General features: G+C 71.8%; 22 protein-coding genes. 14 read left to right on the forward strand and 8 right to left on the reverse strand.

The features are described from left to right. Positions 1 to 121: 121 nt before the first annotated feature. The 3 genes from ABGB14_RS33365 to ABGB14_RS33375 are packed head-to-tail and all read right to left on the reverse strand — an operon-like array spanning position 122 to position 1,725. On the reverse strand, positions 122 to 493 hold the full coding sequence (locus ABGB14_RS33365; RefSeq protein ID WP_347647822.1) for an arsenate reductase family protein: 372 nt from the start codon (positions 491 to 493) through the stop codon (positions 122 to 124). A gap of 33 nt (positions 494 to 526) precedes the next feature. Next, positions 527 to 1,255, reverse strand: coding sequence for an FHA domain-containing protein (locus tag ABGB14_RS33370; RefSeq protein WP_347619813.1), 729 nt, complete (start codon positions 1,253 to 1,255; stop codon positions 527 to 529). 44 nt (positions 1,256 to 1,299) lie between these two features. Further along, positions 1,300 to 1,725: a hypothetical protein gene (locus ABGB14_RS33375; protein ID WP_347647823.1), complete on the reverse strand. Its 426-nt coding sequence runs from the start codon at positions 1,723 to 1,725 to the stop codon at positions 1,300 to 1,302. Positions 1,726 to 1,846: 121 nt separating this feature from the next. Here ABGB14_RS33375 and ABGB14_RS33380 point away from each other — a divergent pair, with 121 nt between their 5' ends. Continuing rightward, entirely contained in the window at positions 1,847 to 3,331 is a 1,485-nt protein-coding gene (locus ABGB14_RS33380) for a serine/threonine-protein kinase (RefSeq protein ID WP_347647824.1), read from the forward strand. Between the two features lie 96 nt (positions 3,332 to 3,427). Here the strand turns inward: ABGB14_RS33380 and ABGB14_RS33385 are convergent, their stop codons facing one another. Next, positions 3,428 to 3,766 carry a DUF3040 domain-containing protein gene (locus tag ABGB14_RS33385; RefSeq protein WP_347647825.1) on the reverse strand — a complete coding sequence of 113 codons (339 nt, stop codon included), beginning with the start codon at positions 3,764 to 3,766 and terminating at the stop codon, positions 3,428 to 3,430. A gap of 272 nt (positions 3,767 to 4,038) precedes the next feature. Between ABGB14_RS33385 and ABGB14_RS33390 the strand changes: the two genes are divergently transcribed. The 6 genes from ABGB14_RS33390 to ABGB14_RS33415 all read left to right on the forward strand — a co-directional run bounded on the left by ABGB14_RS33390 (position 4,039) and on the right by ABGB14_RS33415 (position 9,076). Further along, positions 4,039 to 4,329, forward strand: a complete 291-nt coding sequence (locus tag ABGB14_RS33390; RefSeq protein ID WP_347647826.1) for a hypothetical protein — start codon at positions 4,039 to 4,041, stop codon at positions 4,327 to 4,329. Between the two features lie 123 nt (positions 4,330 to 4,452). Next, positions 4,453 to 5,526, forward strand: coding sequence for a peptidase (locus ABGB14_RS33395; RefSeq protein ID WP_347647827.1), 1,074 nt, complete (start codon positions 4,453 to 4,455; stop codon positions 5,524 to 5,526). Positions 5,527 to 5,671: 145 nt separating this feature from the next. Continuing rightward, positions 5,672 to 6,409, forward strand: a complete 738-nt coding sequence (locus ABGB14_RS33400; RefSeq protein ID WP_347647828.1) for a trypsin-like serine protease — start codon at positions 5,672 to 5,674, stop codon at positions 6,407 to 6,409. Positions 6,410 to 6,603: 194 nt separating this feature from the next. Further along, on the forward strand, positions 6,604 to 7,422 hold the full coding sequence (locus ABGB14_RS33405; protein WP_347647829.1) for an SAM-dependent methyltransferase: 819 nt from the start codon (positions 6,604 to 6,606) through the stop codon (positions 7,420 to 7,422). 73 nt (positions 7,423 to 7,495) lie between these two features. Beyond that, positions 7,496 to 7,834, forward strand: a complete 339-nt coding sequence (locus ABGB14_RS33410; protein WP_347647830.1) for a metalloregulator ArsR/SmtB family transcription factor — start codon at positions 7,496 to 7,498, stop codon at positions 7,832 to 7,834. A 42-nt stretch (positions 7,835 to 7,876) separates the two neighbouring features. After that, on the forward strand, positions 7,877 to 9,076 hold the full coding sequence (locus ABGB14_RS33415; protein ID WP_347647831.1) for a DUF1266 domain-containing protein: 1,200 nt from the start codon (positions 7,877 to 7,879) through the stop codon (positions 9,074 to 9,076). A gap of 86 nt (positions 9,077 to 9,162) precedes the next feature. On the opposite strand, the gene ABGB14_RS33420 is transcribed toward ABGB14_RS33415, so the two are convergent. Then, on the reverse strand, positions 9,163 to 9,534 hold the full coding sequence (locus ABGB14_RS33420) for a cupin domain-containing protein (protein ID WP_347647832.1): 372 nt from the start codon (positions 9,532 to 9,534) through the stop codon (positions 9,163 to 9,165). A gap of 303 nt (positions 9,535 to 9,837) precedes the next feature. Between ABGB14_RS33420 and ABGB14_RS33425 the strand changes: the two genes are divergently transcribed. Next, complete coding sequence (locus ABGB14_RS33425; RefSeq protein ID WP_347647833.1) at positions 9,838 to 12,924, forward strand: BTAD domain-containing putative transcriptional regulator; 3,087 nt, start codon at positions 9,838 to 9,840, stop codon at positions 12,922 to 12,924. 88 nt (positions 12,925 to 13,012) lie between these two features. Here the strand turns inward: ABGB14_RS33425 and ABGB14_RS33430 are convergent, their stop codons facing one another. Continuing rightward, a complete protein-coding gene (locus ABGB14_RS33430; RefSeq protein WP_347647834.1) occupies positions 13,013 to 14,023 on the reverse strand; it encodes a LuxR C-terminal-related transcriptional regulator in 1,011 nt (336 codons plus the stop codon). 134 nt (positions 14,024 to 14,157) lie between these two features. On the opposite strand from ABGB14_RS33430, the gene ABGB14_RS33435 reads away from it, so the two are divergent. Then, on the forward strand, positions 14,158 to 15,264 hold the full coding sequence (locus ABGB14_RS33435) for a hypothetical protein (RefSeq protein WP_347647835.1): 1,107 nt from the start codon (positions 14,158 to 14,160) through the stop codon (positions 15,262 to 15,264). 47 nt (positions 15,265 to 15,311) lie between these two features. On the opposite strand, the gene aztA is transcribed toward ABGB14_RS33435, so the two are convergent. After that, positions 15,312 to 16,064: a zinc ABC transporter ATP-binding protein AztA gene (gene aztA, locus ABGB14_RS33440; RefSeq protein WP_347647836.1), complete on the reverse strand. Its 753-nt coding sequence runs from the start codon at positions 16,062 to 16,064 to the stop codon at positions 15,312 to 15,314. Positions 16,065 to 16,115: 51 nt separating this feature from the next. On the opposite strand from aztA, the gene aztB reads away from it, so the two are divergent. From aztB to ABGB14_RS33465, 5 genes are all read left to right on the forward strand, one after another. Continuing rightward, positions 16,116 to 16,958: a zinc ABC transporter permease AztB gene (gene aztB / locus ABGB14_RS33445; protein WP_347647837.1), complete on the forward strand. Its 843-nt coding sequence runs from the start codon at positions 16,116 to 16,118 to the stop codon at positions 16,956 to 16,958. Then, a complete protein-coding gene (locus ABGB14_RS33450) occupies positions 16,955 to 18,112 on the forward strand; it encodes an ABC transporter (protein WP_347647838.1) in 1,158 nt (385 codons plus the stop codon). Before aztB ends, ABGB14_RS33450 begins: the two co-directional genes overlap by 4 nt. Beyond that, on the forward strand, positions 18,109 to 19,023 hold the full coding sequence (aztC, locus tag ABGB14_RS33455) for a zinc ABC transporter substrate-binding protein AztC (protein WP_347647839.1): 915 nt from the start codon (positions 18,109 to 18,111) through the stop codon (positions 19,021 to 19,023). Before ABGB14_RS33450 ends, aztC begins: the two co-directional genes overlap by 4 nt. A gap of 24 nt (positions 19,024 to 19,047) precedes the next feature. Beyond that, positions 19,048 to 20,217, forward strand: a complete 1,170-nt coding sequence (gene aztD / locus ABGB14_RS33460; RefSeq protein WP_347647840.1) for a zinc metallochaperone AztD — start codon at positions 19,048 to 19,050, stop codon at positions 20,215 to 20,217. Positions 20,218 to 20,329: 112 nt separating this feature from the next. After that, complete coding sequence (locus ABGB14_RS33465) at positions 20,330 to 20,506, forward strand: hypothetical protein (protein ID WP_347647841.1); 177 nt, start codon at positions 20,330 to 20,332, stop codon at positions 20,504 to 20,506. A gap of 70 nt (positions 20,507 to 20,576) precedes the next feature. Here the strand turns inward: ABGB14_RS33465 and ABGB14_RS33470 are convergent, their stop codons facing one another. Then, complete coding sequence (locus ABGB14_RS33470; protein WP_347647842.1) at positions 20,577 to 21,914, reverse strand: acyltransferase; 1,338 nt, start codon at positions 21,912 to 21,914, stop codon at positions 20,577 to 20,579. Positions 21,915 to 22,131: the final 217 nt, after the last annotated feature.

The raw sequence follows: 22,131 nt of genomic DNA on the forward strand, positions 1-22,131 counted from the left end.
GGCGCATTACATTACGCCACCTTCCTGGCGAAACCCATCAGTCAGGATACTTTTCCACCGCATCGCCCCAGGTCGTTCCTGCCAGCAAGCTCACAGGAAGCCCGCTCCCGGCGGAGCGCCGTCAGGCTTCGTCGCTTCGCCGTGTCACGGACCTCACGGCCTCTTCGGTACGCCCGATCACGGCGCTCCCGTCGTCGGCCGTGATGATCGGGCGCTGGATCAGGACGGGGTTCGCGGCCAGCGCGCCGATCCAGCGGTCACGGTCGCCGGGCTCGCGCGGCCACGAGGCCATGCCGAGCCGGTCGGCGACGGGCTCGCCCGTGCGGGTGATGTCCCACGGTTCGAGGCCGAGCCTGGCCAGCACCTCGCGGATCTCGCTCTCCGTCGGAGGATCGTCGAGATAGCGGCGCACGGTGTACGAGGCGGCCTCGGCATCCAGGATCGACAGCGCCGAGCGGCACTTGGAACAGGCGGGATTGATCCAGATCTCCATGGATCCGATGATCCCCCATCAGCCGCCCTTCGTTCAGCGGCGGGGCACAGGAAGCAGGGCGAGATGCTCGCTGGTCACCAGGTCGAACCTCAGGGCCAGCGAGACCAGCGCGTGGCGCTGCCAGTCGGCCTTCCCGTCGCCGCCCTGCGGGCTCTTGACGTGCAGTTTCTTCTCCGCCAGATAGCCGATGTGAAAGCCGATGGCGGTGCGGCTCAGACCCAGGTCGGGGAGCCGTTCGGCGATCTCGGGGATGGTCGGGATGCGCGAGGTCGACGGGTCGCGCAGGCGCGGCTCGCACAACGCCACGAGGATGCGGAAGTATTTGGCGTTCTGGTCGAGGGGGTAGGCCACCTGCGTGGCCGCGCCGCCGTCGGCGCCTCCCGGCGGCACGTGCACGTGCTGCGGCGCGAAGACCAGGAACGACACCGTGCCGTCGACCGCGGGCAGGCTCACCCGGGAGAACTCGAACGAGATCGGCGCCCCCACGCGTCCCGGCTGCACCTTCACGAACTCCCCGCCACCCTCGGGGTTCTCCACGACGTACGTCTTCGACGTGCTGAGGTTGGACAGCAGCCAGTAGTCTCCCACCGCGACGATCTTGCCGGCGCGGCGGGAGACCGCGGGGTCGTCCAGCACGATGTCCACCGGCGAGCCCGGGGTGCCGCGCCCGAAGAACGCCTGCTCGCCCGGCCCGAGCTCCAGAGAGTACGGCCGGTCGTCGGTCGGCGTGGCCGCCATCTGGATCAGGATCGTGCTGTGCATCGGGGGGACCTTACTCGGGATCGGATGGGGGTGTCGAGGTCACGTCACTCAGGCAACGGCTTGCCGCCGGGGCCGCGGCAGGTGCGCAGGCCCGCGTCGGGCTCGTCGTTTCCGCCCCCGCGGAAATAGACCTCGTTCACGTAGCCCCACCGGTTGTTGTCGGCCATGGTGGCCGCCCACCAGTAGTTGTGGTAGCGGCCGAGCTCGTAGCGGGCGCCGACCTTCTCGCACAGATACCAGTCGTTGCCCGCCGGATTGATGTACCCGACGACCGTACCCTTCTTCGCCGACTTGTAGACCGGGATGCTCCCGCTCGGCGACCAGTCAGGGCAGTTCTGGACCTTGTAGGTGCCGTGCTTGTACGCCTTGCCGCACGGGCTGCCGTCCCCAGCGGCCTGCGCGGCGGGTGCGACGGCGGCCAGGAGGCCCAGGGTGAAGACCCCCGCGATCGCGGCCTGTCGAACAATCATGGTGCATTCCTCCCCGTTTCGGTGTTGCAACCCGATCCTGGACGCCACCTCAGATCGGGTAAACCTGTCAGCTGCGAGGTGACGTGGACGAACCCCGTGCCCATCGGCCATGATGAGCCGAATGACGGCGCCATCCCACGCAGGTCGCTACCGGATCGAGCAGCTCATCGGCGTCGGGGGTTTCGCCTCCGTGCATCTGGCGCACGACGACGAGTTGCGCTCGCCCGTGGCGGTCAAGATCCTGGCGGACAACTGGGCCCGCAAGACCGACGTGCGCGAGCGCTTCCTGCAGGAGGCGCGCCTGCTGCGCAGGGCCGACTCCCACCTGCTGGTGCAGGTCTTCGACATCGGCGAACTCGACGACGGCCGGCCCTACTTCGTGATGACGTACGCCGACCGCGGCACCCTGGCGGAGCGCCTGGCCAGCCGCCCGCTCCCCGTCGACGAGGCGCTCGGCGTGATGCGGGACATCTGCCAGGGCGTGGCCGTGCTCCACAGCATCGGGGTCGTCCACCGCGATCTGAAGCCGTCGAACGTGCTGTTCTGCTCCCGTCCCGAGGGCGGCGAGCGGGTGATGGTGGCCGATCTCGGCATCGCGCGGTCGACCGACCATCTGAGCGGGCTGACACTGCCCGCGGGATCGCCCGGCTACCAGGCCCCCGAGCAGCTCTACTTCGACGGGGCTCCGGACGCGCGCGCCGACGTGCACGGGCTGGGCGCGCTGGCGTACCACATGCTCACCGGGAAGGTGCCCGCCAAGCCGGAGCACCGGGTGCCGCCCGGCGCGCTGAACTCCGAGGTGTCGGAGGTGGTCGACGTCGCGGTGATGCGGGCCCTGGATCCCGACCGGGAGGTCCGCTGGCCCGACGCCGCCGCGTTCGGCGCGGCCCTGAGGTCGTCCACCGTTCCCGAGCCCCTCCCCGTGCCCGCTCCGGCTGACGACGGCGAACCGCCCGAGGAGAAGGCGCACGAGGGCCCGCGGCGGCCGGGGCGGCGTACGGCGATCGTCGCCGGCACCGGAGTCGTCGTGGCCGCCGCGACCGTGACGGCCGTGGCGCTGACCGCGTCGCCGCCCGTCGATCCGCCACCCGAGCCGAGCACGACGGCCGGCTCGCCGGCCGTGTCGTCCACCGTGTCGTCCACCGGCGGCCACCTGCGCACCGGCTCGGACATCCCCGACGAATACCGCGGGCTGATCGTGCAGGCCGGCACCTACTGCGAGTTGCCCGGCCTGAGCCCGGCGCTGATCGCCGCGATGCTCAAGGCGGAGTCCGGTTTCGACCCCGACCTGTCCGACAAGGCCAACGACGAGTACGGCATCGCCCGGTGGACCCCCGCGGTGTTGTGGCACTGGCAGCCTGGAGGCCTCCAGCGTCCCGAGCCGTCGCCGCCGTTCAGCCCTGAGCTGTCGATCGTCTCCATGGGGCGGTTCATGTGCCGGCTCGGCCCTCAGGTCACGAAGATCCCCGGCGATCCCGCGCTGAAGCTCGCCGCCCTCTACCGCAGCGGCGTCGCCCCGCTGAAGCAGGCGAACGGCGTGCCGCCGAAGTGGCGCGACTACACCACCAAGGTGGCCCGCTACATGCGCGACTACCAGCCCGCCTGACGCTCCACCCGCATGCGCCCGCCGGACGCTCCACCCGGCCTGCGCGGCCACGCCCGGCCTGGCGCCCGCCGGGCCGGGGCGCGCACCCGCTCGCGGTCAGGGCGGGGCGGCGGGCTGCGGCGTTCCCGCGCGGGCGCCCGGCGGTGCGGCCGGCTGGCCGGTGGCCATGCCGGGACCGCCGATCCGGGACGGCGGCGGGGCCTGGCGAGGGCCCGCAGTGAGGATAACCAGCACGCACAGCCCGACGAGCACGACCACGGTGAGGAACACGCACACGACCTCGCACGCGGACACCTGGCAGGCGAACCGCTGCGGGCTCAGGCGGCACGGCGACGCGTTGAGCGCGTCGATGCGGTGCGCGAATGGAGGGTCCTCCCGGCGGAGCTCCTGCTCCATCTCGGCCAGGGCCCTTCGCTCCCAGTCCGACAGGCTCATGGTCGGCTATGGGGCCGGCGGCTGGTCGCCGGGCGTGAAGCTGGTCACATCGTTCTCCCTCGTCCTGCCAGGGGGGAACGGTCCTTCGCGCCGCCCCTGCCGGGGCGATGCTGGTCAGCCGCCGCGCTCCTACCCGGGGCGTTCGCCGCGAATCGCCCGTTACCGTTACCAGCCAGATCTCTTGCCATGTTTACGCGCGAGGGGCCAGGGCATGCCCGTGTTCGCCCAGCCCTGAGATCGCTGCCGGCTTCGTCCCGGCGGAAAGGAGTGGCGTGACTGTCCCGCACCGGCCACGCGAGGAATATCGCGGGCATACCGCCTGCACGCCTCCGCCCACCGGCCAGCTCTTCGAGATCGTCGTCCTGGACACCACGGGAGACGACGGCCAGGCGCAATGGAACACGGTCGGCTGGGGGGTCGGCCGGGCCGACGCGGACGCGATCGCCAGGACGTACGTGACGCGGCAGCTCTGCCCGTACGAGGCGGTCCAGATCCGGCACAACGGGCGGCTGCTCGCCGAGCACCGGCGCTCACTCCAGGAGGCGGCGCACCGCGAGCGGTGACGCACGGTCTCGTGGCCGTTCCGTGCTGTAGCGCCGCCATATCAATCTGCGCATGCCTTGAGCGACATGGATGTCGCCATGCGTACCTCCAATCGGCAGATTCCGGTTTTCGGGAGGTACGTAATGCACCGCAGAGTCGCCCTGCTCTCCGCCGCCGCGGTCGTGACCGGCGTCCTGGCGCCCGCGGGAGCCGCGCAGGCCGGCGCCCTGAGCGGCCCTGACCGCGACGGGCCCGTCAGGTGGTCGGCCACGGACTCGTGGTCGGAACGCAGGACCGTCTCGCAGTACTGGACCCGGCAGCGCATGCTCGCGGCACAGCCGCTGTCGTCGCCCGCGCCGCGGCGCACCGCCCGGTCGGAGCAGCCCTCCCGGGGCAACCCCTGGTCGGCCCGCGGCACCTCGGCCACCCGCGACAACCGCGGTTCGTGGACCACGCGCGGCTCCTCCACCACCCCGTCCCGTGACACGGGCGCCACCTCGGCCGTCAGGCGGCAGGCCGCGGTGCCCAACAGCCCCGGCCTGCGGTGGACCGACGCGGGCGCGGTGGTGCGCACCACCGGCCGGGTCTTCTTCACCACCGCCGACGGCCAGAACTCCTCCTGCTCCGGCACGGCCGTGACCAGCGCGAACGAGAGCGTGGTGATGACCGCGGGGCACTGCGTGAAGCTGAACGGCCAGTTCCACCGCAACTGGGCGTTCGTCCCGGCCTTCGATGAGGGGCAGCGGCCGTTCGGCACCTGGGTGGCCAGCAGGTTGCTGACCACCCAGCAGTGGAACGCGCGCGAGGACATCAATTTCGACGTCGGCGCCGCCGTGGTCGCGCCGCTGCAGGACCGGACGCTGACCGACGTCGTGGGCGGGCAGGGGGTGGCGTTCAACCAGCCGCGGATCCGGCAGATGTTCTCGTTCGGGTATCCGGCCGCGGAGCCGTTCGACGGCTCCGAGCTGATCTACTGCAGCGGGCGGTCGTTCAACGACACCGTCCAGACGCGCGACCTGGGGCTGCGCTGCAACATGACCGGGGGTGCCAGCGGCGGCCCGTGGTTCCAGGGGTTCGACGAGTCCACGGGGCTGGGCTGGCTGAACTCCGTCAACAGCTTCAAGTACAACTTCGCCCCGGACTTCATGTTCGGCCCGTTCTTCGGCAACGAGGCGATGGCCGTCTACCGCGCCGCCCAGAACACCAACGCGCTCTGAAGGGTGTTCCCGGCCTGGATCCGCTCCGGATCCGGGCCGGAAACGGCATGAGTAGATCTTTTCCCCTCATCTTCATGGAGAGGACAGGGGTGTTTATACTCATTTAATGCGTTTCGTCCTTTTTATCATGATTTTTGCTGCCCTGATGATGAGCCCCTCAGCGCCGGCAGCAGCCATCACCAACGGCGTCGCCGACGGAAACGCACACCCCGAAGTCGGCGCTCTCATCGCGAAGAAGGCGCACCCCGACGGCTCATGGGCCTACTGCACCGGTACGCTCATCGCGCCCACCGTCTTCCTCACCGCCGCCCACTGCGGGGAGCGCGGGCAGGAGACCGCCAGGGTCACCTTCGCCGACCGCTACCAGCCCGGGACCGCGTACTACACCGGGCGTTACGTGCCGGATCCCCGCTTCAAGGACGAATCAGCCCTGCACGACATGGCCGTGGTCCTCTTCGACAAGCCCATCCCGGGCATCAAGCCCGCCCAGCTCCCCCGCGAGGGGATGCTCGACGAGCTCGAAGCCGAGGGCAAGCTGCAGAAGTCGGCCTTCACCCCCGTCGGCTACGGCTCGCTGAACCCCACCAGGAAGAAGAAGGACGCCCCGCGGTTCCACTACCCGGACACCCGCAACCAGGCCACCATCTCCTTCAAGAACCTCTCGCGCCGGTGGCTCGACCTGTCGCTGAAGGCCGAAGGCGACGGCAGCACGTGCTTCGGTGACTCCGGCGGCCCGAACTTCCTCGGCGGTCCCGAGTCGCACCTCCTCGTCGCCACCTCGATCAGCGGCGCCGACGACGCCTGCCGTGGCACCAACTACGACTACCGCCTGGACACCCCCACGGCCCGGAGCTTCCTCGACGAGTACGTCACCCTCCCGTAGCGCCACCCCAGCCCTGCCAGGACCCTGCACCGGTACGACACGACCGCCACACGGGGCGCCGTGGCCGCGGCGCCCCGTGACCGTCGGCGAACGATCGCACCATCCGGGGTCTTTGGCGGGTTCGGTGTCGAATGACGCCTTCTTTACACCTCGACCTGCCCTACTGCGCTAACTTGAGTAAGAAATGATCTACCGTGGAGGTCGGGGAAATGGTGGAGCAGGGGCCCAACGGACCGACGAGCATCGACGTCACCAGGCCGAGCGTCGCCCGGATGTACGACTACTACCTCGGAGGAAAGGACAACTTCGAGATCGACCGGGAGGCCGTGCGGCAGGTCGAGAAGGCGATGCCCGAGATCCGCCAGCTCGCCCAGGAGAACCGCGCTTTCCTGCGCCGCGCCGTGCGCTACATGGCCCGCAACGGCATCCGGCAGTTCATCGACATCGGCTCCGGCCTGCCGACCGTGGGCAACACCCACCGGATCGCCCAGGAGATCGCCCCCGACTCCCGCGTGGTCTACGTCGACAACGACCCGGTGGTGCTGCAGCACGGCCGCGCGCTCCTGGCCACCGACGACAACACCAGCGTGGCCGCCGCCGACATGCGCCGCCCCGCCGACGTGTTCGGCCACCCCGAGACGGTCAAGCTCATCGACTTCAACGAGCCGGTCGGCGTCCTCATGATCGCCATGGTGCACTTCCTCACCCTGGACGAACGCGGCCCGATCATGCGCCAGCTGCACGACGCCCTGCCGGCCGGCAGCCACCTCACGGCCACCCACGTCACCACCGAGGCCCACTCGCCGGAGGCGGTCGCCCAGATCGAGGCCGTCTACGCCAGGACGCCGACGCCGATCTTCTTCCGCGGGCACGGGGAGATCGCCCGCTTCTTCGACGGCTTCGACCTGGTCGAGCCCGGGCTGGTGACCATCGACAACTGGCACCCGGACCCCTCCGACCCTGCCCCGCAGGCCACGAAGTGGCTCTACGGCGGCGTCGGCCGAAAGGCCTGACGCCCTCCGGGCCCCCGCACAACCTCCAGCCCGCATGTGAGCCATGCGGAGCTCGGCAACCAAAGGTTGACGCATGTCTGTGCCCCTTCACCAGGCGAAGGCGGAGTTCTTCCGTACGCTCGGCCACCCCGTACGCATCCGGGTGCTGGAGCTCCTGCAGCAAGGACCCCGGTCAGTGCGCGACATGCTCGGCGCCATCGACGTCGAGCCCTCCAACCTGTCCCAGCATCTGGCGGTGATGCGCCGGACCGGGATCGTGACGGCGACCCGGAGGGGCGCCACCGCCGTCTATGACCTGAGCAGCGGAGACGTGGCCGAGCTGATGCGCTCGGCACGCCGGATCCTCACCGACGTGATCGCCGGGCAGGACGAGCTGCCGGCCGAGCTCCGGAACGCCGAGAGGGACCTGTGATTTCGCCCCTTTACGTGGAGTTTGTTCACTAAGGTCGCCTGCATGGGAATGCCGATCAACAACCCGCAGGGCCAGGGACCGCCCTGGGTGCCGCCGACCGACGTCGAGCGGGCACTGTTCGAAGCCAAGTCGCGCGGTGACTGGGACGCGTACGTGAGTGTCCTGCTGGGCGTCGACACGTTCTCCTACAAGCCCAAAGACCGCGTCGACAGCCGCAAGCTGGTCGTCAACTGGCTGACGGAGCAGGGGCCCGAGGGCAAGGACTGCCTGGTCGTCTACACCCGGGGCGAGCTGCCCCCGAGACGGCACGACGCCGTCGCCTGCGAGGTCGGCCTGCCCTTCCCTCCCGAGGAGTGGTGGGGCGGCGAGCTGCAGGGGCTGCTGGTCAACCCGGGGAGCCCGTCGGGTGCGTACTTCAACGACGCCAAGCGCCAACGCCGGCACTGGAAGTCGCTCAAGAAGAGCGTCCCGAAGCGCGAGCACGACGCCGACCAGCTGCTCACCAGGTACACCGGCCCCCTGCACGGGCCGCTGGCCCACGGGCTGGCCTGCGGCGGGCACCTCGCGGTGCACAACGGGGTCATCTGGAACGAGATCGGCGACGTCTACACCCACTACGAGGGCGACGTCGAGACCCTGCGCGAGTCCTGGGGCGTCACCGACCGCGGCGGCTGGCACACGCAGGTCACCGCCCTGCTGGAGGGACGCAACAGCCCGGTCGAGCCGGAGTTCCTGCTCCAGGTGAGAAGCGATCTGGCCCGGCAGTACCCGGGCTCGCACCGCGACCCGTCGATGTGGCAGCAGGCGGCGGCCGGCGTGCTCGCCCAGAAGGGCATGGGCCCGCCCGGCATCGACGCCATGATGCAGCTGATCGGGCGGATCGCCCGCTACGAGGACCGGTTCCGCGCCGACGGCATCCTGCCGCCCGACGGGTACGTGACCTCGGCACTCGGCTACGACTTCGGCCGGGCGGTGAACTTCGCGCGCTGGGGGCTGAGTGCCCGCTTTGCCGAGCCGTTCGAGGTGGAGCAGGTCGTGACCAAGGCCGGCGAGCTGACCCGGCAGGTGTACGAGACGTGGGAGTCGTTCTCCGCCGGCTACGTCCTGGGTCGGGTGCTGCGCTTCGACGACGAGGCGTTCGGCCACATGTACGGCTCCGCGCTCACCCCGCACCGCATCCTCACCCAGGATCCCGGCAGCCCCTGGCGGAACATCCCGTTCGCTCTCGACGCCCCCCGGTAGGCCCTCTCCGCCCACCCGACAGGGCAACGAGCCCATCCCATGAACGCCGGACGCTCGCGGGTGGCGGCCCGGGAGGGGCGGCGGGGTCAGGCGGCGTGCTCGGCCCGGTCGGCCTCCTCCTTGGTCCTGTGCACGGCCCCGTCGGCGTGTTCCGGCGGGCCGTACACGGTGTAGAGGACCAGCGGGTTCACGCCGGTGTTGACGAAGTTGTGCCGGGTCCCGGCGGGGACGGCGACCAGGTCGCCCTGCCGTACCTCCCTGGTCTCGCCGCCCACCCGGGCCTCGCCCACGCCGGAGACGAACGTCAGGATCTGGTCGATGCCCTCGTGGACCTCGTCGCCGATCTCGCCGCCCGGCGGGATGGTCATGATCACCAGCTGGCTCTTCTCCCCCGTCCACAACACGCGGCGGAAGTCGGCGCTCTCCTCGGCAACGGTCGCGATGGTGAAATGGTGCACGGTCAGCTCCTGCTCCAGGGTTCGTACGGGCTTTCCTCCTGCCTGATCGCAGGGCCAGGTAAACCTCCTCGCCCGGAATCGCCCTCTCACCTGAGCCCGTCCAACCGGCACGGTCACCGGTGACCGCCACCCGGGCCTCCTCGGGGTCCGGCCTTGTTCATGCCTCCCTGTTACGTAACTGGTACGCCATGTCAGGCCGAGATGCGAGGCTAAGGGCCCGGGCTTTAGGGGTGATTTCGAACCGATTCATGATGGCCCGGCCGCTAGGGGGAGACGGCAATCGAACGGTCGACGGGGGATGACATGACAACACAGATGGAATTCCGGATCCTCGGGCCTCTGGAGGCGAGCTGCCTGGGGCGTCCGGTCAAGCTGGGCGGCCCGCGGCCGCGCTCGCTGCTCGCCGCCCTGCTGCTGGACGCCGGACGGATCGTGCCGCTCGACCGGCTGGTGACGGCGATCTGGGGGGATCGCCTGCCCGGCTCGGCGCGCAACCAGGTCGCGATCCACGTACACACGTTGCGCAAGGCGGTCAGGGCCGCCGGCCGGGACGCGGAGCTGATCACCACCGAGCGGGTCGGCTACCGCCTGCTCACCGACGACGTATGGCTGGACGCGCACGAGGCGCGGCAGCAGGCCGCCGCCGCCCGGCGGGCGAGCCGGCCGGAGGAGGCGTCGGCCACGCTGGCACGGGCGCTCGACCTGTGGCGCGGCCCGGTGCTGGCCGAGATCGACACCACCGAGATCGCCGCCGCCGCCCGCGGCCTGGAGAACGCCCGGCTCGACATCGCCGAGGAGTGGGCCGACGCGGAGCTGGCCTGCGGCCGTCCCCGCGAGGCCGTGGCCCGGCTGGCCGGGCTGGTGGAGGAGCACCCGCTGCGCGAAGGGCTGCGCGAGCGGCTGATGCTGGCGCTGTGGCGTTCGGGACGGCAGGCCGACGCGCTGGAAAGCTACCAGCAGGGGCGCCGGCACCTGCTGGATGAGCTCGGTCTGGAGCCGGGACAGGCTCTGCGGGACCTCCAGCAGGCGATCCTGGCAGGACCGCCCCCTGCCGGCACAGCGCACGAGGACCCACCCGCGCCGCCGCCCAGCACGCCCGCCGTCCCAACCGGCACGCCGTCCGTACCGACGTCCACCGCTCCGTCCGGTCCACCGGGCCAGTCCATCGCACCACCCGGAGGGTCGACCGCGCAGCCCGGCACATCCACCGCGCAGCCGGGCGCGTCCGGTGCTCAGGTGGACCAGCCCGTTGCGTTGGTCAAGGTACGTCCGGCCCAGTTGCCGCCGGCTGTGTCGGCGTTCGTGGGCCGTACGCCGCAGATCCGGATGCTCGACGGGTTGACGCGGCCGCAGCGGGACGGCCTGCCGGTGGCCGTGATCAGCGGCGCCCCTGGGGTGGGCAAGACCTCGCTCGCCCTGCGGTGGGCCCAGGAGGTGGCCGGGCGGTTCCCCGACGGTCAGTTGTTCACGAACCTGCACGGCTACGACCGGGGCAGGAGGTCGGCGGAGCCGTCGGCCGTCCTGGAGCGTTTCCTGCGCGCGCTCGGGGTGCCGGGGACGGCGGTTCCACCCGCGCTGGAGGAGCGGACCGCGCTGTTCCGCAGCACTCTGGACGGCAAGCGGGTGCTGGTCCTGCTGGACAACGCCGAGTCGGCCGCGCAGGTGCGCCCGCTGCTGCCCGGCACGCCGGACTGCTGCGTGATCGTCACCGGGCGGCGCCGGTTGGAGGGGTTGGCCGTGAGCCACGGCGCGCTGCAGGTGCCGTTGGACGTCCTGAGCGAGCAGGAGTCGGTCGAGTTGCTCGAACGCGTGGTGGGAGCCGAGCGGGTGTCGGCCGAGCACGAGGCGGCGACTCGGCTGGCGACACTGTGCGACAGGTCACCGCTGCCGCTGCGCATCGCGGCGGCGAAGCTGACGGCGAGGCCGCGGTGGTCGCTCTCCGAGATGGCCGAGCGGCTGGCCGACGAACACCACCGGCTGGACCAGCTCAGCCGGGGCGACTTCGAGGTCAGGGCGAGCATCGAGCTGTCCTGCCGCGAGCTGTCGGAGCGCGCCGCCCTGGCCTTCCGCTGGCTCGCGATGGTGGAAACCCCGGGCGGGTTCGCGCCCTGGCTGGCGGCGGCGCTGCTGGACACGTCGGTCCAGGACGCGGAACTGCTGCTCGAACAGCTGGTGGACGCCCAGCTGCTGCAGCCGCTCGGTAGTGACGGGGCCGGTCAGCCGCGTTACCGCTTCCACGATCTGATCCGCCTGTTCGCCCGCGAGCAGGCCTCGGCTGGGCCGCCGGGCGCAGCGTCGGCCGCGCTGTGCCGGGCTTTCGGCGGGCTGCTCGGTCTGGCGGAGAAGGCGCGCGACCTGCGTTACGGCCACCAGTACAGCAGGGTTCCGCGCGGCGACGCGCCGCGCTGGCTGCCCGGCGAGGCGGCTCAGGCGGTGTTGCTGAGCGACCCGCTGGCGTGGCTGGAGAGCGAGCGGCTGACGCTCGTCGCCGCGGTGTCGCAGTGCGCCGAGCTGGGACTCGCCGACCTGAGCCGCGACCTGGTGGCCAGCTACGTGCACCTGTTCGAGTGTCGCGCCTATTTCACCGACTGGCAGGCGGTGGCGACCAGGGCCTTCGAGGCCTGCCGTGCCGCCTCCCACCTGCCGGGCCAGGCCGCCATGCTCTACTCCATCGGCTCGCTCCACCTCGTCCTGCGGCGACTGCCGCAGGCCACCGAGTTCCTGCGCGCGGCGCTCGGCCTGTTCGAGCGGCTCGCGGACGTGCCCGGTCAGGCCATCGTGCTCCGTCACCTCGGCACCGTCCATCTCTTCCAGGGTGACCTGGGTAGGAGCAGGGCGGAGCTCGAACGCGCGCTGGGGCTGTTCGAGCAGGTCGGCGACGCCATGTCGCTGGCGCACGGGCTGGGTTTCCTCTCGCACATCCACATGCTCGAAGGCCGGCTGGAGGAGGCCGCGCGGCTGCTGGATCGTGCGCTGGTCATCAACACGAACCGGGCCCTGTCGCAGGCGCAGCTGCTCAAGCGCAGAGCGGAGGTCCGCCGCCGCCAGGGCCTGCACGCCGAGGCCGTCAGGGACGGCGAGCAGGCCCTGGCCATCACCATCGACCTGAACGACCTGGTGGGCCAGGCGTACGCGCTGCACGCGCTGGGCGAGGCACGGCACGACCGTGGGGAGCTGGTCGCGGCCGCCGCCGACCTGCGCAGAGCGTTGGGGATCGCCCGCCAGGTGGGTGACAGGCTGATCGAGGGCCGCGTTCTCCTCGCGCTCGGCCATCTCGAAGGCGAGGGGAGCATCGGCTGCTTCCGGCAGGCCGCGGACATCTTCGCCGGCATCGGCGCCACGGGCTGGCACGAGCAGGCCGTCAAGGCGGCGCTCGCCGTGACCGCCTGAGCGCAGAAGGGGACGGCGGCGGGCCCAGCCGGGTCGCGGGCGGCTGGAGCCATGCCATGGACGAACAGCCGGGCCTCGGGCGGTCGCCCTAGCCGGGTCGGGGGCCGTCCTCGCCCCACCAGCCGCGGCGGGCGGCGAGCAGCCCGGCCTGGAAGCGGGTGCGCGCGCCGAGCCGCTCCATCATCTCGCTGACCCGCCGGTGCACCGTACGCAGGCTCACTCCGAGCTGGCGCGCCACGGCCTCGTCCTTGAGCCCGGCCGCCAGCAGCGTGAACAGCTCGGGGTCGGGAAGGTCGGCCGGGCCGCCGGACGGCGCGTCGAGCGGTCTGGCCGGCAGCGGCAGCGCCGACCTCCACAACACCTCGAACAGGGCGACCAGCGCGTCGAGCAGCGTCGAGGAGTGCACGATGACCGCGCTGTCGGCATGGGCGGACTCGTCGGTGCTCAGCGGCAGGATCGCGATCCGCCGGTCGGCGATGGCCAGCTTCATCGGCACCTCGGGGCTGACCCTGGCCTGCTCGCCCGCGGCCACCGACTCCTGGGCGAGGCGCAGCTTGCCGGGGATCTCCAGGGCGGAGGCGTCGTAGATGCCGCGGACCTGCAGCCCGTACGCGAGGCGCTCCATCTCGGCGACGTTCTGCTCGCTGGGGTCCTGCGCGTACGGTGGCCGGTCCAGCACCAGGATCTCCCCGGTCGCCGCCTGCTGGAGCTGCGTGAACCGCTGGACCACGGCCGCCCGGCCCTGGACGACCTCGACGAGCTCCTCGGGCGAGTGGTTCTCCGTGCGCGGGGTCTCGGCGAGCATCGCCAGCGCCGCCAGCCGCGCCTGCGCCAGCCCTTCCTCCCTGCGCGAGATGAGGGCGGAGACCGCCACGTCCGGCCGGGTCGCCAGGAACCGGACCGGTCGCCCCGCCATGCGGCTGACCAGACCCAGCGCCTCCAGCCGGGCGAACGCGCGGCGCAGGGCCACCGTGGTGCGCCCGGTGTGCGCGGCCAGCTCGTGCAGCGTCGCGCGCGGCCGGCGCAGCAGATCACGGTATATTTGCTCGTCCTCGGCGTCGACGCCGACCGCCGCGAGTGCGTTGTCATGCGGATCCACGATCCACAAGCATGTCATATTCATGAAATGTCGCAAAGCTGCCAACCGCTGAGCTGGCCTCGGCGATCCGCTTCCCGGTAGGACGGACATGGACCTGTTGATGTTTCGCACCCATGCCTGCCAGGGAGGCAGCTTTGAAGAAGGCTTTCGCCATCGGGTTGACGGCCGCGCTCGCGGTCGTGTCGGCCCCGACGCCCGCGTCCGCTGACGGTTTCGGCCGCTGGCACCAGCCCTCCTGCGAGACGGTCACCGGCGACGGCACGGTGACGTACACGCGGGACGAAGGCAAGACCATCACACCGACCAGCAAGACGTTGGAGCCGGTCGTCTACACCAACGGCCTGGTCACCCTCGACCGCCCTGACACGTTGCTCTCCTTGGCCAACAACCAGTTGTCGCGCTCCTCGGACGCCGGCTGCACGTGGGAACCCGTGGGCGAGGTGGCGGGCTCGAACATCGAGCTGACCGCGGCCCGCGGCGACCGCGCCTACGCGTGGGACCGCGAGGGCCACCTCTCGCTCGCCACGACCGACGGGGTGACGCCGCTGACCTCTCCGGCCGACAGGCTGGCCGGGCTCGGCACCCACCGCCGCCACGGCGACCAGCTGCGGGTGGCCGACGGCGACGGGCAGCTGCACGAGTCGCGCGACGGCGGGCGCACGTGGCAGCCCATCGGCGTGCCGGCCTGGGAGAAGGACGAGCTACGCAGCGTCTACACGGCGGTGTTCGACCCGCACAACCTCAACCACGTCGTGCTGGGCGCGTCGAACACCGGGGTGCGCGTCACCACCAACGGCGGGCGCACCTGGACGACCGCGAAAGGGCTGAGCGCGTCCGGCGGGAAGGTCAACGTGTTCAGCGCCGCGATCTCGCCCACCTCGCCGAACGTCGTGTACGTGATGGGGCTCGACCTCGACGAGCTGCACGCGGGCGCGCCGTCCGGCGGCCGGCACATCTACCGCTCGATGGACGGAGGCCGCCGCTTCGTCCCCGTCGTGGACCAGGGCAACGGCATCACGATCCCCAACGGACCGCTGCTCGCCGCCCACCCGAAGGACCCGGGCGTGCTCTATTTCGTGTGGGGCACCGGCTGGTCCTCCCTCGGCACCGACATCTACCGGTACGACTTCTGGCGCGACAACGTCACCATCCGGCACAACGCCTACGACCGGGTCACCTCGATCGCCTTCAACCCCGCCGACTCCAGCGTGATGTACCTGGGGGTGGCCGAAGAGGTCTGACCGCCCCGCGAGAGAGACCGGCGCACCTTTCCGCCGCGCGCCTCCCGTCACCCTTCCGGTTCCAGCGTGGCGGGAGGCGCTGTCACGGCGCCCACAGGCTGTGGATGAGAGCCGCCGAACACCTCCCGCAGCGCCTCCGGCGTCAGGACCTCGCCGGGAGGGCCCTGCGCCACCAGCCGGCCACCGTCGAGGAGGAGGCAGTGGCCGGCTCTCATGGCCGCGGCCAGGTCATGGGTGACGTGGACCACCGTGACACCGCCCGCGCTCTCCTCGTCGACGACGCCGCCGATGAGACGGCCGGCCTCCACGTCGAGCCCCGTCGCCGGCTCGTCGAGCAGGAGCAGCCCCGGCTCCTGGGCCAGCCCCTGGGCGACCAGCGCCCGCTGGCGCTGCCCTCCCGACAGCGCGCCCAGCTGCCGCCCGGCCAGGTCGAGGATGCCCAGGCGAGACATGCAGGCGTCGACCACCGCCCAGTCGGCCGCCGTCAGCCGCCGCCACGGCCCGCGTAGCGCCCAGCGGCCCATCGCCACCGCGTCGCGGACCGTGAGCGGCAGGGCGTCCGGCACCGCGCTGCGCTGAACCACGTATCCCGGGCGCCGCCGGTCGCGCTCGATCCGCCCGCGTACCGGTCTGATGACGCCGGCGAGCACGCCGAGCAGCGTGGACTTGCCCGAGCCGTTCGGGCCGACGACGGCCGTCACCGCCGAGGCGGGCAGTCCGGCCGAGATCCCGCGCAGCACCGTCCTGCGGCCGAATCCGGCCACGACGTCATGGATGGCGACCGCATCGCCGAGCTTCATGGCCAACCTCCACTTGAAAACGACAACGGTTTTCATTGTAGTGTGGCTGTCATGGATTGGCTGCTTGATCCCTTCCAGGTGTCATTTGTCCGGCAGGCGCTCTGGGCGGGCGTCCTCGTCTCCCTCATCTGCGCGATCGCCGGGACCTGGGTCGTGCTGCGCGGCATGGCCTTCCTCGGCGACGCGATGTCCCACGGGATGCTCCTGGGCGTGGCGCTCGCGTCCCTGACGGGGGTGAACGTGCTCGTCGGCGGGCTGCTCAGCGCCGCCGGGATGGCGTTGGGCGTGAGCGTGCTCGGCAGGTCGCCGCGGCTGTCCCAGGACACCGGCATCGGCCTGCTCTTCGCCGGGATGCTGGCGCTGGGCGTGATCGTCGTCTCCCACTCCCGGTCGTTCGCCGTCGACCTGACCGCGTTCCTGTTCGGTGACGTGCTCGCGGTCCGCGGGGACGACCTCGCGGGCCTGGGCGCCGCGCTCGCGGTCACCGTCGTGGTGGCGGCGCTCGGCCACCGGGCGTTCGTCGCGCTCGCGTTCGACCCCCGCAAGGCCCACACGCTCGGCCTGCGCCCGCGGGCGGCTCAGGTGCTGCTGGTCGGGTTGGTCACGGTCGCCATCGTCGCCTCGTTCCACATCGTCGGCACCCTGCTGGTCTTCGGGCTGCTCATCGCGCCGGCCGCCGCCGCCGCGTTGTGGGCGCGGGCCATCCCGAAGATCATGCTCGGGGCGGCGCTGCTCGGGGTCGTCTCGACCGTGGCCGGGCTCGTCGTCTCCTGGCATGCGGCGACGGCGGCGGGCGCCACCATCGCCGCCGTCGCCGTGGCGCTGTTCTTCGTCTCCGCGGCGGCCGGCCTGCTGAGACACCGCCTCGCGGCCCGTACGGGAGCGCCGTCATGAGGGCCGCCGTCGCCGCGGCGCTCGCCGGGCTGCTCCTGCTGGCCGGGTGCGGGCGGCAACCGCAGCAGAGCACGGCCGCCCGCACCCCGCACGGGTACGTCGCGGGCGCCGAGGAGATGCCGGAGCCCCAGTCGCGGCTGCTGCTGGCCGGTGACCGGGCGGGCGCCGTGCGCGTGCTCGACCTGCTCACCGGCAAGGTGTCACCGGTCGCCGACGTCGAGCAGGTCGAGAGCGTGACCGGCGACGGCCGCTTCGCCTACCTCACCACCGCCACGGGCGGGCTCCGGGTGATCGACACCGGCGCGTGGACCGTCGACCACGGCGACCACGTGCACTACTACCGGGCGGCGCCCCGCGACCTCGGCACGCTGCGCGGGCGGCCCCCGTACACCATCGCCGGCGACGCCGCCGTGACCGCCGTGCGCTCCTCCGACGGCACGGTCATGCTGCTCGACCGCGCCCGCATGGAGAAGGGCACGCTGGCGGAGACCGCCAGATTCACGGCCGCCGCCGCGGTGCCGTACGCGGAGCACGTGATCGTGGCCGATGGCGGCGAGGTGCGGCTCGTGACGCGGGCCGGCGAGCCGGGCCAGGCCATCGGCGCCTGCGCGGACGCGGCGGGAACGGCGGTGACCAGGCGCGGCGTCATCATCGGCTGCGCCGGCGGCGCCGTGCTCGTCACCGAGGACGACGGCGCGTTCGAGATCGTGCGGATCCCCTACCCGCGCGTGCCGTCCGCCGGCCGGCGGGCCACGGAGTTCCGGCACCGGCCTGGCAGCACGATCCTGGCGGCCAGGGCCGGCGACGCGGGCGTGTGGGTGCTCGACGTCACCGCCAGGACGTGGCGGCGGATCAGGACCGAGCCCGCCGTGGCGGTCAACGCCGCGGGGGACGGGATGCCGGTCCTGGTCCTGACAGGTGACGGCACGCTGCGCGCGTACGACCCGGGCTCCGGGAAGGAACAGGCCGGCACGATGGTGCTCCGCACGCCGCTGACCGGCGCGCCGTCCATCGAGGTCGACGCCGCCCGCGCGTACGTCAACGACCCGGCGGGCCGGGCCGTGCACGAGATCGACTACAACGACGGCCTCAGGCACGCCCGCACGTTCGAGCCCGGCTTCGCGCCCGCGCACATGACGGAGACCGGGCGATGAGGGCGCGCAGGGCCGCCTGCGCCGCGGCGGCCGTCGTGCTGGCGGCGCTGGCCGGATGCGCCGGCCAGGACGCGCGGGGGCCCCAGGTGGTCGTCACCACCAACATCCTCGGCGACGTCACCCGCGCCGTCGCCGGCGGCGAGGCCGAGGTGACCGTGCTGATGAAGCCCGACTCCGACCCGCACTCGTTCGGCGTCTCGGCCCAGGAGGCCGCGCTGATCGAACGCGCGGACCTCGTGGTCCACAACGGGCTCGGCCTGGAGGAGGGCGTTCTGCGGAACGTACGGGCCGCCGCGGACGCCGGCCTGCCCACGCTGGCCGTCGCCGAGGGCGTCGAACCCCTCCGCTTCGCCGGCGACGAGAGCGCCGGGCAGCTCGACCCCCACTTCTGGACCGACCCGCGGCGCATGGCCAGGGCCGTCGACCTGATCGCCGAGCAGGTCATCGCGCACGTGGACGGCGCCGATCCGGCCGCCGTGCGGGCCGCCGCCGACGCTTACCGCGAGCGGGTCGAGCGGCTGGACGCCTGGGTGGCGGAGCAGGTCGCGACCGTCCCTCCCGCCGCGCGCAAGCTGGTCACCAACCACCATGTCTTCGGCTATTTCGCGCGGCGCTACGGCTTCGAGGTCGTCGGCGCGGTGATCCCCAGCGGCACCACCCTGGCCTCCCCGAGCGCCTCGGACCTGCAGTCGCTGAAGGTCGCCGTCCAGCGCACGAAGGTGAACGCGATCTTCGCGGACTCCTCCCAGCCCGACCGGCTCGCCCAGGTGCTCGCCTCCGAGGCCGGCGTGCGGGTCAAGGTCGTCCCCCTGTTCTCGGAGTCGCTGAGCAGCACGGCGGGCGCCACCACCTACCTCGACATGGTCCGCACCAACACGAAAGCCATCGTCGACGGCCTCAACGGCCGCTGAACCCCCACAGAGAAAGGCACACTCATGACCGTCAGGACATCCCTTCCCGTTCTGGTCGCCGCCGCGGCCCTGCTGGCCGCGTGCGGAACCGCGCCGCCCGCCCCTGCGCCCGGCGCCGCGCCGCCCGCCGCCTCCTCCCCTCAGCCGCCCGTGACGGATCCGATCGTGGTGACCTACGACGGCGGGCTCTACGTGCTCGACGGCCAGAGCCTGCGGCTGGCCAAGGACATCCCGCTGGCCGGGTTCAACCGGGTCAACCCCGCGGGTGACGAGCGGCACGTGATGGTCTCCACCGCGACCGGTTTCCGCGTGCTCGACGCGGTCACCCCGGCGCTGAAGGACGACGAGTTCAAGGGCAGCAAGCCGGGCCACGTCGTCAGGCACGGCGGCACCACCGTGCTGTTCTCGGACGGCACCGGCGAGGTGACCGTGTTCGACCCCGCCGACCTGGCCGGGGGCCTGCCGGAAGGCGAGGTCTACACCGCCGCCGCGCCCCACCACGGTGTGGCGCTCCAGCTGGAGAACGGCGAGCTGGTCGTCTCCCTCGGCACCGAGGAGAAGCGGACGGGCCTGCTCGTCCTCGACAGGTCGCGCAAGGAGATCGCGCGCAGCGAGGACTGCCCGGGCGTCCACGGGGAGGCCACCGCGCTGGACGAGGCCGTCGTGGTCGGCTGCGAGGACGGCGTGCTCATCTACAAGGACGGCGAGTTCACCAAGGTCGACAGCCCCGACGAGTACGGCCGCATCGGCAACCAGGCGGGCTCCGACGTCTCCCCCATCGTTCTCGGCGACTACAAGAAGGATCCCGACGCCGAGCTGGAGCGCCCGACGCAGGTCTCGCTCATCGACACCGCCGCCGGCACGATGCGGCTGCTTGACCTCGGGACGAGCTACACCTTCCGCTCGCTGGCCCGCGGGCCGCAGGGGGAGGCCCTCGTGCTCGGCACCGACGGCCGCGTCCACGTCATCGACCCCGCCGAGGCGAGGGTCGTCAGGTCGATCGAGGTCATGGGCGAGTGGAAGGAGCCGATCGACTGGCAGCAGCCGCGGCCGGCCATCTTCGTCCGCGGCCGGAGCGTCTACGTGAGCGACCCGGCGACCAGGAAGGTGCACGCGATCGACCTCGCGTCCGGGAAGGTCGTCAGGAGCACCACCCTGCCGCGCAGTCCCAACGAGCTCAGCGGCGCCGGCTGAACGCCGCAATGTCCGGCGAATGTCCGGCTCGCGGCCTGGTCCTGGCCCGCGCGACCCGCCGAGACTCGATGACGTGAACGGGGAGCGGCTCCCCTCACGAGAGGAGTGACTGGTGAAGATCTCACGTATCGCGGCGGGCATCACGCTCGGCGCGCTTTCCGCCGCGCTGTTCGCGACCCCGGCGATGGCCGACCGCGACTCCGGCGGCGGCACGTTCGACCGCGAGTACGGCGTCGGCACGCTCGACCGCGAGTACGGCGACGGCACGGACGGCACCCGCGTGACCTGAGCGCGTGACCGTACTCGGCCCGTGCAACCTCCTCGGACGGGGGTCGGGGGACGCGGGCCGGCCTCGAACGTCAGGGGTCCGGCCGGGAGCGGCCGGGGAAGCCGCTCCTCAAGATCCGCAGGAGCGAGGCCCCGGCGAAATAGCCGATCAGAGCCGCCGTGGGGAAGCCGGCGGGACCGTGGTTGCCGGGCCCTGCCAGGGCGACGGCGAGGAGGCCGCCCACGACGGCGGCCATCCCGGCGAAGGTCAGAGCAGCGGCGCCGCGTCCCGGGGGCGCGTTGGGGCCGCTGCGCCGTTCCACGGACCCGAACACCGCGACGAGCAGGCCGAGGATGATCGCGAGCGCGGCCAGCCAGGGGATGCGCAACAACAACCACGGAAGGGATCCGGGGGCGGCCTGGGGCAGCAGCCCGGTGGGGTAGAGCGCCAGGACGCCGAGCACGGCGGCGGTCATGTGCCACAGGAACAGGGTCATGATCACCGAGTTGACCGCCACGACCGCCGTCCACTGCCGTACTCCCTGCAACCACCGGTTGGCGGGCTCGTGGAGGAGCAGCGCGACGCCGGTCTGGGCGGTGGCCAGCGCCAGCAGGGCCAGGGTGGGCGGGGACGTGTTCTGGATCTCCTGCCCCGCCACGCCGACCATGCTGACCGGATAGGGGCCGAACACGGTGAGCCCCACCAGGGCGGCCAGCCCGGTCAGCGCCAGGGGCAGCGCGACGGCCGGGCGGGCCGGCAGCCGCCCGTCCTGCCAGGCGAAGCCGAGCTGGTGCACCGCGAGCCAGGCGAACAGGTAGTTGCCCGCCCCGCCGTAAGGGATCCACGGCACGAACCGCCCCGCGTCGCCCGCCGCGACGAGGACGACCAGCACGATGGGCACGGCCAGCCCGTACCTGCGGTGCAGCGCGTGCATCACCGGTGTCAGGACCACCGCCGACAGGTACGCCACCAGGAACCACAGCGGGATGCCCGCCAGCCAGACCCCCATGCCGACCAGCTCGGGGCCGACCCCCGCGACGCCGGCGGCCAGGCCGGCGGCCGTGAGCACCGCCAGCAACATCGTGGTGGGCCGCACCAGCCGGTCGGTACGGCGCAGCGTCCACCCGGCGGCGCCGCCGCCCTCGCGGCGGTGGGCGGCGAGCGAGGCGGCGTTGGCGTACCCGCCGACCAGGAAGAAGATCGGCATGACCTGGAACAACCAGGTCAGCGGCCGGGTCCACGGCACGACGTCCAGGACGTTGACCCCGTGCAGGCCGCCGTTGTAGCTGACCGAGAGCACCAGCCAGTGCCCGGTCACCACGGCCGCGATCGCGACGGCACGCAGGAGGTCGACGTGGCGGTCGCGGTGGGCAGGGGTCTGCTCGGCCTTGCGCCGCAGCTCTCTCGCGGCCCGTTCGATGGCTCCCATGGCGCCCTCAGCGCACCGTGTGCTCTTTCATGCTGGAGCATCTACCCAACCCAGCAGGTACCCGCTGGAACGACGGGAAAATGGGCACGGGTAATAGCCGTGATGTTTCCTCGACATACGGTTTGCATCGCGTGTTCTTGGCGTGACACATGGTCATTTCTTGCCGTGAGATGGCGTGTTCTTGAGCCACGATCGAGTTCGGCGATGATTTTCAGGT

The organism is Nonomuraea sp. B10E15 (assembly GCF_039871615.1).
Classification (GTDB): Bacteria; Actinomycetota; Actinomycetes; order Streptosporangiales; family Streptosporangiaceae; genus Nonomuraea.